The following is a 15,169-nucleotide window of genomic DNA, read 5'->3' as shown; positions in this document are numbered from 1 at the left end:
ATGGCGTTCCTTGTGTGATCAGGCACTTTCACTGTTCTGCGCGACAAACAGCACCACTTGCCACGGACTGCTGGTCAGCTTTGCAGCGGGGGCGGCGATCATCAGCGGCAGTTGCGCGTCGAACCAGGCGCCCTCGGCAGTGATCACAAACAGTCGCGTGTCTTCGCCGACGCTGTACGCCACTTGCTCGCTGCGGTTCATGGCCTGATGGCTCAGCCCACTCATGCGCTGGCGACTGAGCAGCGCAATATGCGGTGCCGAGGCGATGATCGCGCCGCGCAACCAGTCAATCGCCGCCTGCTCGCTGGCACCGTTGGGCATGCGCAGGCCGATGACCAGGCGCTGGCTCGGTTGCTCGTCCGGCAACTGAATCGAAAAGCTCTGTTCGCCGCGTTCGAACGGCAGGCTTCGATAGCCGGCGCGAATCAGTTCGAGGGTGGTTTCCAGCCATTGCAGCACCGCATCGTATCCGCGTTGCAGTTCAAGAAAATCCAGTGGCGCGAACGCCGGGACGCCGGCCAGCGGATCGAGCGCCGACCAGGCGCCGGCGAGGCCGAGCAAGTGCACATACAAGGTTTGCGGGTGCGCGATGCGACTGTTGAGCAAGCCTTCGACTTCAGGCAGGCGCGCCCACAACGCGGTCAACTGACGGCGGATTTCCAGGGCATCGTCCTGATTGCCAGCCTGTTGCGCCTGACGCAAACGGCCGCCGAGAAACAGGCACTTTTCCCGCGCCCGGGCGCAGAGACCGGCGATGCGCCGTCCGAGCGCGGATTCCGGCAACAGCATCGGCGTTGGCGGCGTGTACGCCAACGGCAGAAAACCGCCGCCCTCCTTGCGGATCTTCAGCAGCGGCAGGCAGATTGAATCAGCCTTGTTCAATTGTGTGCAAAGCCGTGGATTGGGGCGCCACACGGTGATCGATTCGGGAAATTCACCACTGGTGAGATCCGGCAACGCCTCGCCGACCACCGACTGCAAGCGGCCCTTGAGCGGCAGCAATTGCCCGGCGCGCCACATCGGGCTGATCGCCAGAAACACGGTGACCGTGGCATCGTCGGTGGCATTGATCGCGGCGCTGACATCCAGTTCCAGCGTCGGCCCGACTCCGGCCTGCAAATCCACCGGCAAACCGTCGGGCATCGTCCCTTGCAGCGACAACACCCGCACAACACCGGCACTCAGTGCCGAAGGATCGAACTCCATGTGGCTGACGCCCCAGAACCATGGATTACACGCTTGCGCCAGATGGGCGCCGAGCGCTTCCGCCCGCAGCCCCTGCAACTGAAAATGCTGCGGCAGCAATTGCATGCCTTCGTGCCAGCAAACCGCGTCAGGTAGCAGACTCATACGACTCCTTTCGACCCTGCCGCAAGCCGGCGGCGGACGGTGTATTTCAGTTTTCCTTGCTGACCAGCGTCATCTCGCGGCTGTCGAACTTGAGCCAGGCATCGCTCTGATCGTCGAGCCGCAAGCGGTGTGCTCCGGGTGTGTTATAGCTGGCGAAGACCAAAAGTCCAGCGGCCTTCTTGCCCCCCAGCGGGAAGGGTTGGCGGTCGATGAATTGCCCTGGCACCAGCTCCAGTCCCCACACGCTCATCAACTGACGATAGTCGCGCTGGTATTGCTCGCGCTCGGCAAACCACTGGCTGGCGCTAATGCCGGACAGTTGCTTGAGCAGATCGGGGTCATTGACCGCAATGAAATCCACGGCAATCGGTGTGTCGTCATTGGCCTTGGGCGCGACGTCGAGGGTCAGGCTGTCGAGGTCGACTTTCGGCCCGAAGAAAGAACAGCCCGCCAGCAGTGCAAACACCCACGTTAGAAAAAGTCGTCTACACAAAATGAATTTTCCTTTTCCTGAACCTGTCCAAAAATGTTTTTCCTTGCATTTTTATAGACCTGTTCTAGCGTCTTGGGTAGTTCGGTTCCTACAGCCGAATGAGGAAGGTTTGTCAAAGGAACGACAGGTCATCTGCCTCCCTTTCTAACCTACGGTCCAGCAAGGGAAAGCGATGAACGGGCCATCCCGATGCATTGCGCCCGCTCATCGCATCGGAGTCCGCTGTCATGGCAGAAAGTACTCAACACAAGCTCGACCGGGTGCGCCCGCCCCGAGTGCAAATCACCTACGACGTCGAAATCGGCAACGCCATCGAGAAAAAGGAATTGCCGCTGGTGGTCGGGATCCTCGCCGACCTCTCGGGCAAACCGCTCGAGCCATTGGCAAAACTGACTGAGCGGCGTTTTACCGAAATCGACCGCGACAACTTCAACGAGGTGCTCGCCTCGATCGGCCCGCGCGCCACGCTGCAAGTCAACAACACCCTCAGCGGCGACGACAGCAAGCTCAATATCGAACTCAACTTCAAACACATCGACGACTTCGACCCGGTCAAGGTGGTCGAGCAAGTCACCCCGCTGCGGCGCCTGTTCGAGGCCCGCCAGCGCCTGCGCGATCTGCTGACCAAACTCGACGGCAACGATGATCTGGACAAGCTGTTGCGCGATGTCATCGCCAACACCGAAGGCCTGCAAGAGATCAAATCGGCCCGCCCGGACACCGCTACCCCGGCAGCTGATGCCGAGGCGCCGGCCGAACCGCAAGCCTGATCGTCCACTTAATCGAGGGGAGAATTCACCATGCCCGCCGCCGCCCAGCAACAAGCCAGCGACAATGCTGCCGCCGAAACCTTGTCCCTGCTCGACCGGATCATCGCCGAGGGCCGCATGGCCCACGATGACAGTCAGCAGGATTACGCCCGCGACATGCTCGCGGAGTTCGCCACTCAGGTCCTTGACGAAGGCATGGCCATCGACAAGGACACCGTGGCGATGATCAACGACCGCATCAGCCAGATCGACGAGCTGATCAGCGCCCAGCTCAACGAGGTCTTGCATCACCCCGATCTGCAAAAACTCGAAGCCTCGTGGCGCGGCCTGCACATGCTGGTGCAGAACACCGAAACCAGCACCCGGCTGAAACTGCGCCTGCTCAACGTCACGCAGAAAGAGCTGCAGAACGATCTGGAAAAAGCCGTCGAATTCGACCAGAGCGCGCTGTTCAAGAAGATCTACGAAGAGGAATACGGCACCTTCGGTGGCCACCCGTTCAGCTTGCTGGTCGGTGACTACACCTTCGGCCGGCATCCACAGGACATCGGCCTGCTGGAGAAACTCTCGAACGTTGCTGCCGCTGCGCACGCGCCGTTCATTGCCGCCGCCAGCCCACGTCTGTTCGACATGAACAGCTTCACTGAACTGGCGGTGCCGCGTGATCTGTCGAAAGTCTTCGAGAGCCAGGAGCTGATCAAGTGGCGCTCGTTCCGCGAAAGCGAGGATTCGCGCTACGTCTCGCTGGTGCTGCCGCACTTCCTTCTGCGACTGCCTTACGGCCCTGACACTGCTCCGGTGGAAGGCATCAACTACGTCGAAGACGTCAACGGCACCGACCACAGCAAATACCTGTGGGGTAACGCCGCGTGGGCCTTGTCGCAACGCATCACCGAAGCATTCGCCAAATATGGCTGGTGCGCGGCGATTCGTGGCGCTGAAGGTGGCGGCGCGGTCGAAGGCTTGCCGGCGCATACCTTCCGCACCAGTTCCGGTGACCTGTCGCTGAAATGCCCGACCGAAGTGGCGATCACTGACCGCCGCGAGAAGGAACTCAATGACCTCGGTTTTATCGCCCTGTGCCACAAGAAAAACAGCGACGTCGCGGTGTTCTTCGGCGGCCAGACCACCAACAAGTCCAAGGTCTACAACACCAACGAGGCCAATGCCAACGCGCGGATCTCGGCGATGTTGCCGTACGTGCTCGCAGCCTCGCGTTTCGCCCATTACCTGAAGGTGATCATGCGCGACAAGGTCGGCAGCTTCATGACCCGCGACAACGTGCAGACCTATCTCAACAACTGGATCGCCGATTACGTGCTGATCAACGACAACGCCCCGCAGGAAATCAAAGCGCAGTACCCGCTTCGCGAGGCGCGGGTGGATGTCACTGAGGTGGCCGGCAAGCCTGGCGCGTATCGGGCGACGGTGTTCCTGCGGCCGCACTTTCAGCTTGAGGAACTGACGGCATCGATTCGCCTGGTGGCAACGTTGCCGCCACCGGTTGCTGCCTGACGAAAACAATTTTTTGAGCCACTGACGCACCCTGTGGCGAGGGAGCTTGCTCCCGCTGGGTCGCGAAGCGGCCCCGTTTCACCCAAAAGCCGGGGTCTGCTGCGCAGCCCAGCGGGAGCAAGCTCCCTCGCCACAGGTTCAGTGATCAAGTCAACAGGTTGGTGCAGGCCAAAATCCTAATGTGATTTTCTTCAGGAGTTTCAAGCGATGGATGCAATCATTCTCGACCTCGGCGGCGACATCAAAGGCGACAGCCTGCTCGAGGGTTATGCGGACAAGATCGAAGTCATGTCCTACAGCCACAATGTGGCGATGCAGGTGACCAACGACGTCAGCAACTCGGAGCGGACCTCTGGCAAGCCTCACGTAGGCGAGTTCACCCTGACCAAATTCGTCGACACCTCGACGCCCTCCCTCAACGAATACTGCTGCGCGGGCAAACCGATTCCGGAAGCCAAAATCACCATCGGCCGTAACGCCGCCGAAGGCAGTGGGCAACTGTTGCCGTTCATCATTTACACGCTGACCAACGTGGTGATTTCCAATGTCAGTGTCAGCGGCGGTACCGGCGGCAAACCGGTGGAAACGCTGTCGCTGAACTTCACCAAGATCAAATGGGAACTCACCGCGCAAAAAGACGACGGCACCAAGGAAGGCACCGCCGCGTCGACCTGGGACATGGCCGCCAACAAGCTCGTCAGCTAACCCGGCGCCCCGGCCATGGCAGGCACCGGCATACTCCCGCCGCTGTTCGAACGCCTCGCTTCGAGCGAGGGCGACGGCGTGCGGGAGTTTGATCGGCAGGATTTGCTCGACTCGGTGCACGCCGAGCTCGGGCGCCTGTTCAACACTCGTCGTGGCCCGCGCACGTTGACCAACCCACCCAGCGTGATCGACTACGGCATCGCCGACTGGAGCGCCCTGCAACAGCAGCGCAGCGATGACCGCCGTCGTCTGGCGCGGGATATCCGCGAAGCCATCACCCACTTCGAACCGCGCCTGAAGCTGGGCGAAGTTCAGGTCAATCCCCTGCCCGAGCATCCGCAGCAAATGAGCATTCGCCTGGTCGGCGAGTTGCGCAGCGGCCGCCAGCACTGGCCGGTAGCGTTCGTCATCGAGCCCGGTGGCCAGGGGCTGGAGGTGCGCCATGAGCGACTCGATTGACCCGCAACTGCTCGACTACTACCAGCGCGAACTGACCTGGTTACGCCACGCCGGCAGCCAGTTTGCCGAGCGCTATCCGAAGGTCGCCCGGCGTCTGGAATTGTCCCCCGGCGAATGCCCCGACCCGCACGTCGAGCGCCTGCTGGAGGGTTTCGCCCTGCTGGCGGCCCGATTACAGCGGCGGCTGGATGACGATTACGCCGAGTTCAGCGACGCCCTGCTTGAACAACTTTATCCATTGGCCATGCGCCCGTTGCCGTCATGCGCCATCGTCCAGTTCGAGCCGGACCCGAGCAAAGGCAAGCTCGACGGCGGTTACCCCCTGCCCCGCGATACTCCGCTGTTCGTCACCACCAGCAAGGGCGAAAGCATCCACTTTCGTACCAGCGCCGCCGTGCGCTTGTGGCCGATTGAAGTGAGCGAAGCTTTGTTGCTCGGCAGCGATGAAGCGCAGGCCCTGACCGGCGTGGCGCAGTCGCGTTCGGCGCTGCGCCTGAGCCTGCGCTGCCTCGGCGAGAGCCAATGGTCCGAGTTGGGCATCGAACATTTGCGCATTCATCTGGCGGCGTCGCCGGTGATCAATGCCTGCCTCTACGACCTGCTCGGTGCACACGCGGTGCAGGTGCTGGCCGGGTCGCCGGGCAGCGTTCCGACAGCGCTAAAAGGCTTGCCGCGAATCGTCGGTTTCGCCGAGGACGAAGCACTGTTGCCCGATGAGGACGGGGTGCATCCGGGCATGCGCTTGCTCGCCGAATATTTTGCGTTCCCCGATAAATTCCACTTTTTCGATCTACCGTTGAGCGGTGCAGCCAGCGACAGTCAGAGGCTTTATCTGTACATCGTCTTCGACCGCGCCCCGGGTAGTCGCCTGCATCTGCAAGCCAGTGACATCGCCCTCGGCTGTGCGCCGGTGCTCAACCTGTTCCCACGTACCTCCGAGCCGCTACGCCCCGATGGCACGCGCAGCGAATATCGTTTGATCGCCGACAGCCACCGCGAAAACAGCGTGGAAATTCACAGCATTCGTGGCATGCGTGCCAGTTCCAGCGCTGGCGTTCAACGGCTGCCGGCCTATTACGGCAGCCAACACAGCGGCGGCGATCAACAGCGTTACTGGCATGCGCGCAGGGTTCACGGCATGACCCCGAACCGCCTCGGCAGTGACCTGTTGGTGAGCGTGGTCGATACCCGTTTCGAACCGCAGACCGACCTGCCCGATTACAGCCTCACGGCCGAATTGCTCTGCACCAATCGCCATTTGGCGCAGAGCTTGCCGGCCGGTACGCCGCTGGGTTTCGAGCGCCCCGGCCCGGTGGCGTGGGCACGCTTGTGCAATCCGCCGACCCCGCAAAGCCTGCCGCGCCTCGACGGTGATTCTCGCTGGCGCCTGGTGTCGCAATTGACCCTCAATCACTTGTCGCTGGTCGAAGGCCCGCAGGCGCTGGACGCGTTGAAGGAGATTCTGCAGCTGCACAATCTGCGCGACGAGGCCAGTGCCCTGCGCCAGATCGAAGGTCTGCTGGGGATCAATTGCGAACGGGTGATCGGTCATGTCGGCGTCGATGCCTGGCGCGGTTGGCGCAATGGCCTGGAGGTGCAATTGCAGCTTGATCCGCAGCACTTTGTCGGCAGCAGCGCGGTGCTGTTTTCGGCGGTGCTGGCGCAATTCTTTTCGCTGTACGCCACGGCCAATCGCTTTGTGCGCACAGTGCTGATGCAGGGCGACAAGGAGGTCAAGGCATGGCAACCCCAAGCCGGCATGCCCCTGTCGCTCTGACCCTGAGCCAGCGCCTGCGCCGCGATCCGCAGGCGTTCGAGTTGTTGCAGGCGTTGCTGTTGCTGGAGCGCGAACAGCCACAAGCCGAATCCCTCGGCAGCGGCACCTCGCCACAGGCCGAAGCGCTGAAGTTGCGCGGGCCACTGACACCGATGTTCGCCGCCAGCCAGATCGAGAGCCTGACTGAAGAGCCGGGCGAAGCGCTGACGATCGACACACCGGTTTTCGGCCTCGGTGGGCCTGACGGGCCGTTGCCCTACGCCTATCAGGAATGGCTGCAACAACGGGCGCGAGCGAAGGATCATGCGCCGGCCGAATTCCTCGATCTGTTCCAGCATCGACTGCTCAGTCTGCTTTACAAGGTGATGCGCAAACACCGCATAGCCTTGGGGTTTGTCACGCCAGGCGCTTCGCCGGTGCAAGCGCAATTGCGCGCGTTGACCGGCTTGTTGCCCAAGTCTTTGCAGGAACGTCAGGCCGTTGCCGATTGCGCCGTGCTGGCCTGCACGGCGCTGTTTGCCGATGGTCGCCGCTCACTGGCAGGGTTCGCCGCGATTGTCCGTGAACAGTTTGAAGTGCCGGTCGAACTCAGCGCTTACGAAGGTGCCTGGCGCGAGATTCCGTTGGCCAGCCGCAGCCTGATGAAGGCCGGTGGACGCAATCTGCAACTCGGGCGCACGGCCGTTGCCGGCAAACGAGTCTGGGATGAACACGCCGGCATTCGCCTGACACTTGGCCCATTGCCCTCGACGCAGGCCGGGCGCTTTTTGCCTGACGGCGAAGCGCACCCGGCACTGGCGAGTCTTGCGGCGCTGTATTTCGGCCCGGACCTGGACGTGAAACTGGTGCTGCTGGTGCGCGGTGCCGGGCCAATGAAACTCAGTCGCCAAACTCCTGCGCTGCTGAGCTGGAACGGTGGATTGCAGCGTCAGGCCAGCCTCGCCGTGCAACAGATCGAAACCCGTCTTTGTCAGCTGGAGATCACCTGAAATGGAACTGGCCAGCCTGATCGGACGCCTCAACCCGGACAACCGCCGCGCCCTCGAACGCGCCGCGCAACGCTGTTTGCAACGCGGGCATCACTTTGTCGAGATCGAACATTTGCTGCTGGAACTGCTCGACATCGAGGGCGGGGATTTTGCTTTCCTGCTGCCGCGATTTGGTCTGGAACGCGATGCGCTGACGGCGGAGATCAACAAGGCGCTGGATCTGTTCAAGGGCGGCAGCACGCGCACACCGGCATTGTCTTCACACACCTTGGGTTTGCTCGAAGATGCGGTGGTGCAGGCCAGTGTGTTGGGGCTCGACAGCATTCGTTCGGGGCTGCTTTTGTTGGCGTTGATTGATCGCGACGAGCGCCGCAGTCTGCTGCTCAACAGCGCGTCGTCATTGCTGCGAATTCCCAAGGAAGCCCTGCGCGCCAATCTGCTGGAGTGGACGGAAAACTCTCGCGAACACGTTGGTGCGCGAACCACTCCGTCTAAAGGTTCGGCGCCGAGACAGGATTCGGTACTCGACCAATACACCCAGGACCTGACCGCCGACGCCCACGCCGGGCGCATCGACCCGATCGTTGGCCGCGATGGCGAGATTCGTCAGTGCATCGATATTCTTCTTCGCCGTCGCCAGAACAATCCGATTCTGGTCGGTGCACCCGGCGTCGGCAAAACCGCCGTGGTCGAAGGTCTGGCCCTGCGCATCGCCGCCGGAGACGTGCCGCCGTCGTTGCAGGAAGTCAGCTTGCGCGTGCTCGACCTCGGCTTGCTGCAGGCCGGCGCCGGGGTCAAAGGTGAATTCGAACAGCGTTTGAAAGGCGTGATCGACGCGGTGCGCAGCGCCGACAAACCAATCATCTTGTTCATCGACGAGGCCCACACGCTGATCGGCGCTGGTGGTGCCGAGGGCGGCAGCGATGCGGCGAATCTTTTGAAACCGGCGCTGGCCCGAGGCGAATTGCGCACCCTCGCCGCCACGACGTGGATGGAGTACAAAAAATATTTCGAGAAAGACCCGGCCCTCGCCCGCCGCTTTCAACTGGTGCAGGTTGAGGAGCCGGACGAAATCACCGCGGTGGAAATGCTCCGTGGCGTCGCCGCGAAACTGGAACAACACCACGGCGTGCAAGTGCTCGACGCGGCGATCCATGAAGCGGTGAAACTCTCGCACCGTTACATCTCCGGCCGCCAGTTGCCGGACAAAGCCATCAGCGTCCTCGACACCGCCTGCGCTCGGGTCGCCCTCGGTCAGCACGACGTGCCGCCACCGCTGGAAAGCCTGCGCCACCGGCAAAACAGCCTCAAGGATGAAGTCGAACGCCTGCGCCGTGAGCAAGCTACCGGCCTGGATCACAGGGAACGCATCACGCTGCTGGAAGATGAATCGAAAACCAATGTGCAGGCTATCCGCGAACTGGAAATCCGCTGGGGCGAGGAGCGCGTGGCCGTGCGCGAGCTACTCGAAACACGCCGCGAATTGCTCGCATTGAGCGAAAGTGCCGACAGCGACAAACCGGATGAAGCCACTGACAGCCGCATCGATCATTTGGCTGCAGAACTGCTGCGCCTTGAGGCCGGGCTGGATGCGATTCGCCAGGACGATCCGCTGGTCCCGGAACAGGTCGACAGTAAAACCGTCGCCGCTGTCATCGCAGGCTGGACCGGCATCCCTGTCGGCAAGATGCTCGCCGACGAAGCCCACGCCGTGCGTACTCTCGGCCAGCGCATGGGTTTACGCGTCATGGGTCAAACCACGGCGCTCGCGACCATTGCCCAACGCTTGCAGGCTTACCGCGCCGGGCTCACTGATCCACAGAAACCGGTGGGCGTGTTCCTGTTGGTCGGCCCCACTGGCGTCGGCAAAACCGAAACCGCGTATGCGCTGGCCGACGCCTTGTATGGCGGCGAACGCAACCTGATCAGCATCAACCTCTCGGAATATCAGGAAGCCCATACCGTCAGCCAACTCAAAGGTGCGCCGCCCGGTTATGTCGGCTACGGCAGCGGTGGCGTGCTCACCGAAGCGGTACGACGCAAGCCTTATTCGGTGGTGTTGCTGGATGAAATCGAGAAGGCGCATCCGGATGTGCTGGAGGCGTTCTACAACGTCTTCGACAAAGGCTTGATGGAAGACGGCACCGGGCTGGTGGTGGATTTCAAGAACACCGTGATGCTCGCCACCAGCAACGTCGGCGCGGAGCTTTTACTGGATACGCCCGTGGCGCAACTTGGCTCGGAAGCCTTCAACGAAGCCCTGCACAAAGTCCTCCTGCAAGCCTTCCGCCCTGCATTTCTGGCGCGCATGACCGTGGTCGCGTATCGACCCCTGGATGAAGCGACGCTGGAAGGGATTGTATTGGCCAAGCTGGAGAAATTGCGTGGCCGTTACAAGGCCGCGACCGGCAAACAGTTCGAGTTTGATTCAGGAATCGTTAAAGCAGTGCTCGCCAAATGCAGTGCGGCAGGTGCGCGGGATGTTGAAAACGTCTTGATGACGCAGGTGACGGGGAAGTTGGCGGAGTGGGTGTTGGAATGACATCCAAAAACCCTCGATCAAATGCCCAAACGGGGCAGAGAAAGCAAGGAGGCCAATCATGATTCCTGCAATTTTCTTTATTGGACCAATGGGAGGTGTGGATTGGGACAACACCCAAACGATGGTGAGAAACAACTGGCAAGCCGTCTGCGGCCTCATGACGAAACTGGGGGTGCCAGTCGCGACTTTTGTGGGTCAGCGTCAGTTTGAATCCGCGTTCAACTGGGATGCGTTCAAGTGTGAAGGTCAGTGCGGAGCCAGAGCCCTGCCGCTGGACTGCGCCCAAATAGATCACAGAATCCCGCAAGCCTCACTTAACGGCAGTTTCCTTTATACCCTTGGTTCAATGCTGCCCGTTTTCGTGGGTAACACGTGCCAGATGAATTACAAAAATAGTCGTGGCCCCTTAGGGCGGGATGGTTTGCGTACAAATTGGAAGGTCTTTGATGAGGGCAAAATACTTGTAGCGCCTCACCAGGTCGATTGCAGAATCGTCGAAGCAAATTACACCTACAACCCTATCAGCCGAAAAATAACTGTGAGTTTCCCCATTACAACGGGGATAACAGCGACGGCAAAGGAGTTTGATTTAATCGAGGTCCTGCGTAATGACATCACTAATGTCAGACCGCTGTGCCCTCCTTGTAATGGTGCACGAAATGCGAATCCCAACATATTCTGAAACTCATAGGGGAAAGATTTATTTTTCGCACAGTTGAAGACGAAAAAAAACTTGTGCACCAAGGGATTTATCCAAAGTCACGCCAACACAAATGTCAAAAAGCGAATTTGTTCTGATAACATTTCACAAAGGGAATTGCCATGTGCGACAAGTGTTTCGAAGCCAGAGTCAAAAAAGCCTGTAGCGAAGCCTCCATTAATGAACTTGAATTGGCGACGATGGCTTTAGGCAACAATGCAACCAACTTCCTCAATGTGCCCTACAACTATCAAGAAAACAACTGCCCATCCCCCGCACTACCCACCGCAAAAACCAGCCAAAAGGAAAGAGCCACGCGTTATAACGCTTCCAAAAAAAACGCAAATGAAGAATTGGTGGCAAGAAGGACCAATCTTTCTCAACAGTTATTCTCCGATATGCCTGAAGCCAAACTCGGAGAATATCAAATGGAAAATATTCTGGACAAAGATGATCGTGATCTTGACAGAATATGCCGACTACTGGTCGCCGGTCCTTTGAACACGCAGGTTTGCGTAGCCGCTTGTTGGAGCCCGAGTTATTGGGAAGACCCGCCAACAATAATTTTCAGCACAAATCGCTGCGAGGGAGAATCAGATTCAACCAACGACGTACTTAAAACACTCATTCTTGCTTTCTTTAAAACCGAGCATGCAAAAATACATATCGAAGACAAGGGTGCGGCAAAAGCCTCCCATAAAGCTCGCTTGGTTGGAGAGTACACGTTAACGCTGAAAAATTTCATGAAAGCAAGAGATCTCGCAAAACTGAATCGCCCCGACAATAGGGCCATGACTGCGTTGCTCGACGGTAGATTCGAGGTAATAAACACAAACGATAAAAATGTACATGCTGAACTTCGGGTGCTCGAGCACTTGGAGCGGAAAACACGAAAGGATGCAGCCGCTGAGTCAGACTTAAAAATAATGCCGATCTATATAGGCGTATCGTTACTGTGCTGCTCAAAATGCGCAGCCTTTTTGTATCTTTATAGAAACTGTGATGGAAAGTTATTTCTACCATCGACCCGCGGACGCCATGGTGTCATGGACGCCGGCTGGAATGCCCCTCTGTTGCTCGGGCAGCTCATCAACAAAGAAGCTTTAATAGAAAATATTATCCATAGCGCGTACTCATCAGCTCAGGTAATCACTCGAAAACACATGACGGCGGACTTGTCTGACTCAGAACCGGAAGATTACTAGAAAAAACAAAGTCAAAATACAATCAAGGATTGATCCATGCCCCGCACGACCGACAGCAACACCACGCTATCCCTGATCGCCCCCTCGTTGTCGGCGCTTTACCCTGAATTACTACGCGGCGAAGAAACGCTCAACTCGCTCGGGTCGCAAATCCTCAACGGCCTCAACGACGGCACCTCCCTTACCCTGACAACCGCAATCGCCACCCACGTCACCACCACCCTGCACAACGACGCGCAATTGCGCCCGTTCGATGCCTTGGTCGCCGAGATCCGCCAACTCCCTGCCGACGCCACCGCCGAGCGTTATCAGTTGGTGTTAAGACCCTGGCTCTGGTGGCTGACACTGGCCAGCAACAACCGTGTGTTCCAGAACCTCGCCACCTCGGACATCGTCACGACGATCTTCAAGGCCCACGGTTTCACCGATTTCAAACTCTCGCTGACTGGCAGCTACACCCCGCGGGAATACTGCGTGCAGTATGGCGAGAGCGATTTCGCCTTCGTCTCTCGGCTGTTGGAAGAGGAAGGCATCTTCTGGTTTTTCACCCACGACGATGGCAAGCACACGCTAGTGCTCGGCGACAGCAACGATGCTTTCGTGCCGATCCCCAACGGGCCGAAAGTCAGTTATCTAGGGCAAGGATTGGGCGAGCGTGAGCTGCACGGCATCCGCTCCGGCCAAGTCTGCCTGCAGGCAGTCGCCGGGGTTTATCGGGCGACGGATTATGAATTCACCACGCCGACCACCTCGCTGTATGGTCAGGCCGAAGCGGTGGCCGGGCCGCGTTCGATCTATGAGCATCCCGGCGGTTACAACGCCAAGGCACGCGGCGATACGTTGACCAAGCAACGCGTCGACGGTTTGCGCAGTGAGGAAAAACGCTTTGTCGGCGAGAGCGACTGTCGTTGGTTGATTCCCGGACACTGGTTCACCCTCGCCGGCCATGACGATGCGAGCCTGAATATCGATTGGGTGGTGACGCGGGTGACCCACGACGCCAGCCATGAGAGCTATCGCAACCGCTTCGAGGCAATCCCCAAAGCCACACCGTTTCGCCCGCAACGCAGCACACCGAAACCGCGCATGCACCCGCAAACCGCGATTGTGGTGGGCAAGTCCGGCGAGGAAATCTGGACTGACGAATACGGGCGGATCAAGTTGCAATTCCCCTGGGATCGCGACGGCAAAAACGATGAAAGCAGTTCCTGCTGGGTGCGCGTGGTATTGCCGTGGAGCGGCAAGGGCTTCGGCATGCAGTTCATTCCGCGCATTGGCCAGGAAGTCATCGTGACCTTTATCGACGGTGATCCGGACCGGCCGCTGGTGACCGGTTGCGTCTATAACGGTGATAACGCCCTGCCCTATGCCTTGCCGGCTAATCAGACGCAGTCGGGGATCAAGACCCAGTCGTCCAAGGGCGGCGGCGGGTTCAACGAACTGCGCTTCGAGGACAAGAAAGACGCTGAAGAGGTGTTCTTGCAGGCGCAGAAAGATCTGAAAATCAACGTGTTCAACGACACCACCGCCACCGTCGGCCATGACGAAACTCTCACCGTACAAAACGCCCGCACCCGCACGGTCAAGGACGGCGACGAGACCGTGACCCTGGAAAAAGGCAAACGCAGCGTGACGATCCAGACCGGCAGCGACAGCCTCGATGTGAAGGACAGCCGCACGGTCAAGGTTGGCGCCGATCAGAACCACAGCACCGGCGGCAACTACACCGACAAGGTCACCGGCGATTACAGCCTGACGGTGGACGGCAACCTGACAATTAAAGTCAGCGGCACCCTCACCCTGCAAAGCGGCGGCAGTTTCACGATCAAGAGCGGCGCCGATCTGGCGACCTCGGCGAGCACTTCGATCACGCACAAGGCTGGCACTGCCTTGACAAATCAGGCCGGCACTTCACTGGACAACAAGGCCGGCACCACGCTGACCAACGACGCCGGCATCAGCCTGACCAACAAGGGCGCGGCCTCGCAGACCGTCGATGGCGGCGGCATGCTGACCATCAAGGGTGGTCTGGTGCAGGTCAACTGACAAGGAGCAGGCATGGCGATCACACCGCTGGATCTACAGCAGGATGACAAGCAGTTGAAGGGACGGTTGCAGGACGGTCAGCTCGACGGCGCCTTGCAGATCAAGGATGACGGGCGCAAACAGGCGGATCTGAATTACAGCCACGGTGAGCTGCAGGGCATGTCGCTGCTCTATCACCCCAACGGCAAAGTCTCGGCGCAGATGCCCTTCGTGCGCGACAAAGTGCAAGGCGTGGCGAGTTTTTATTCGGCCGAGGGTTGGTTGCAGCGCAAGGCCACGTACCGGCGCGGGTTGTTGCATGGCGAGGCGTTCAATTACTTTCCGGATGGGCAAGTGGCGGAGGCGGAGTTTTATCGCGATGGTGTGCGTGAGGGGCGCTATCAGCGCTTTCATCCGAACGGGAAAACGGCGGTCGACGCCCGGTATGTGAATGGGCAGTTGCTGGAGCCCGAGCAAGGGTTTGCCGAGGATGGGCGGCCGCTGGGCGCGGATGGCAAGCCGATTTCGCGGGTGCGCTGGTGGTATCGCAGGTGGGCGGATCCTCAGCAGGCCTGAAGTTTTCTATTGGCAGCACCGGCCTCTTCGCGAGCAGGCTCGCTCCCACAGTTGATTGTGTTT

At 59.6% G+C, this 15,169-nt stretch carries 13 protein-coding genes; 11 read left to right on the top strand and 2 right to left on the bottom strand.

Features of this window, described 5'->3' with window-relative positions; all coding sequences use genetic code 11:
• Positions 1-18: 18 nt before the first annotated feature.
• Together tssK and ACIOWE_RS15390 are read right to left on the bottom strand one after the other, a co-directional pair.
• A complete protein-coding gene (gene tssK / locus ACIOWE_RS15395; protein WP_401392836.1) occupies positions 19-1,350 on the bottom strand; it encodes a type VI secretion system baseplate subunit TssK in 1,332 nt (443 codons plus the stop codon).
• A gap of 46 nt (positions 1,351-1,396) precedes the next feature.
• On the bottom strand, positions 1,397-1,843 hold the full coding sequence (locus tag ACIOWE_RS15390; RefSeq protein WP_201233791.1) for a type VI secretion protein: 447 nt from the start codon (positions 1,841-1,843) through the stop codon (positions 1,397-1,399).
• A gap of 227 nt (positions 1,844-2,070) precedes the next feature.
• On the opposite strand from ACIOWE_RS15390, the gene tssB reads away from it, so the two are divergent.
• From tssB to ACIOWE_RS15335, 11 genes are all read left to right on the top strand, one after another.
• Entirely contained in the window at positions 2,071-2,613 is a 543-nt protein-coding gene (gene tssB / locus ACIOWE_RS15385) for a type VI secretion system contractile sheath small subunit (RefSeq protein WP_064117633.1), read from the top strand.
• 30 nt (positions 2,614-2,643) lie between these two features.
• Positions 2,644-4,128 carry a type VI secretion system contractile sheath large subunit gene (gene tssC, locus ACIOWE_RS15380; RefSeq protein WP_201233792.1) on the top strand — a complete coding sequence of 495 codons (1,485 nt, stop codon included), beginning with the start codon at positions 2,644-2,646 and terminating at the stop codon, positions 4,126-4,128.
• 207 nt (positions 4,129-4,335) lie between these two features.
• Entirely contained in the window at positions 4,336-4,833 is a 498-nt protein-coding gene (locus ACIOWE_RS15375; RefSeq protein ID WP_007958866.1) for an Hcp family type VI secretion system effector, read from the top strand.
• A 15-nt stretch (positions 4,834-4,848) separates the two neighbouring features.
• Positions 4,849-5,292 (top strand): type VI secretion system baseplate subunit TssE, encoded by a 444-nt coding sequence (gene tssE, locus ACIOWE_RS15370; RefSeq protein ID WP_401392831.1) that lies wholly within the window; start codon positions 4,849-4,851, stop codon positions 5,290-5,292.
• Positions 5,276-7,069, top strand: a complete 1,794-nt coding sequence (gene tssF / locus ACIOWE_RS15365; protein ID WP_401392828.1) for a type VI secretion system baseplate subunit TssF — start codon at positions 5,276-5,278, stop codon at positions 7,067-7,069. Before tssE ends, tssF begins: the two co-directional genes overlap by 17 nt.
• Positions 7,033-8,058 carry a type VI secretion system baseplate subunit TssG gene (tssG, locus tag ACIOWE_RS15360; RefSeq protein ID WP_401392825.1) on the top strand — a complete coding sequence of 342 codons (1,026 nt, stop codon included), beginning with the start codon at positions 7,033-7,035 and terminating at the stop codon, positions 8,056-8,058. The genes tssF and tssG overlap by 37 nt, the downstream gene beginning before the upstream one ends.
• 1 nt (position 8,059) lies before the next feature.
• Complete coding sequence (gene tssH / locus ACIOWE_RS15355) at positions 8,060-10,600, top strand: type VI secretion system ATPase TssH (protein ID WP_401392822.1); 2,541 nt, start codon at positions 8,060-8,062, stop codon at positions 10,598-10,600.
• A 58-nt stretch (positions 10,601-10,658) separates the two neighbouring features.
• Positions 10,659-11,282, top strand: a complete 624-nt coding sequence (locus tag ACIOWE_RS15350; protein WP_401392819.1) for a hypothetical protein — start codon at positions 10,659-10,661, stop codon at positions 11,280-11,282.
• Between the two features lie 140 nt (positions 11,283-11,422).
• On the top strand, positions 11,423-12,505 hold the full coding sequence (locus tag ACIOWE_RS15345) for a nucleic acid/nucleotide deaminase domain-containing protein (RefSeq protein ID WP_401392816.1): 1,083 nt from the start codon (positions 11,423-11,425) through the stop codon (positions 12,503-12,505).
• 36 nt (positions 12,506-12,541) lie between these two features.
• Positions 12,542-14,551: a type VI secretion system tip protein TssI/VgrG gene (tssI, locus tag ACIOWE_RS15340; protein ID WP_401392814.1), complete on the top strand. Its 2,010-nt coding sequence runs from the start codon at positions 12,542-12,544 to the stop codon at positions 14,549-14,551.
• 12 nt (positions 14,552-14,563) lie between these two features.
• The gene (locus ACIOWE_RS15335) at positions 14,564-15,106 is read left to right on the top strand and encodes a toxin-antitoxin system YwqK family antitoxin (protein WP_201233800.1); all 543 of its coding nucleotides are present in this window, start codon (positions 14,564-14,566) and stop codon (positions 15,104-15,106) included.
• The last annotated feature ends 63 nt before the right edge of the window (positions 15,107-15,169 follow it).

The organism is Pseudomonas sp. NPDC087598, from assembly GCF_044743525.1.
In the GTDB taxonomy this organism is placed as follows: domain Bacteria; phylum Pseudomonadota; class Gammaproteobacteria; order Pseudomonadales; family Pseudomonadaceae; genus Aquipseudomonas.
This window is presented reverse-complemented; position numbering and strand designations above follow the sequence as displayed.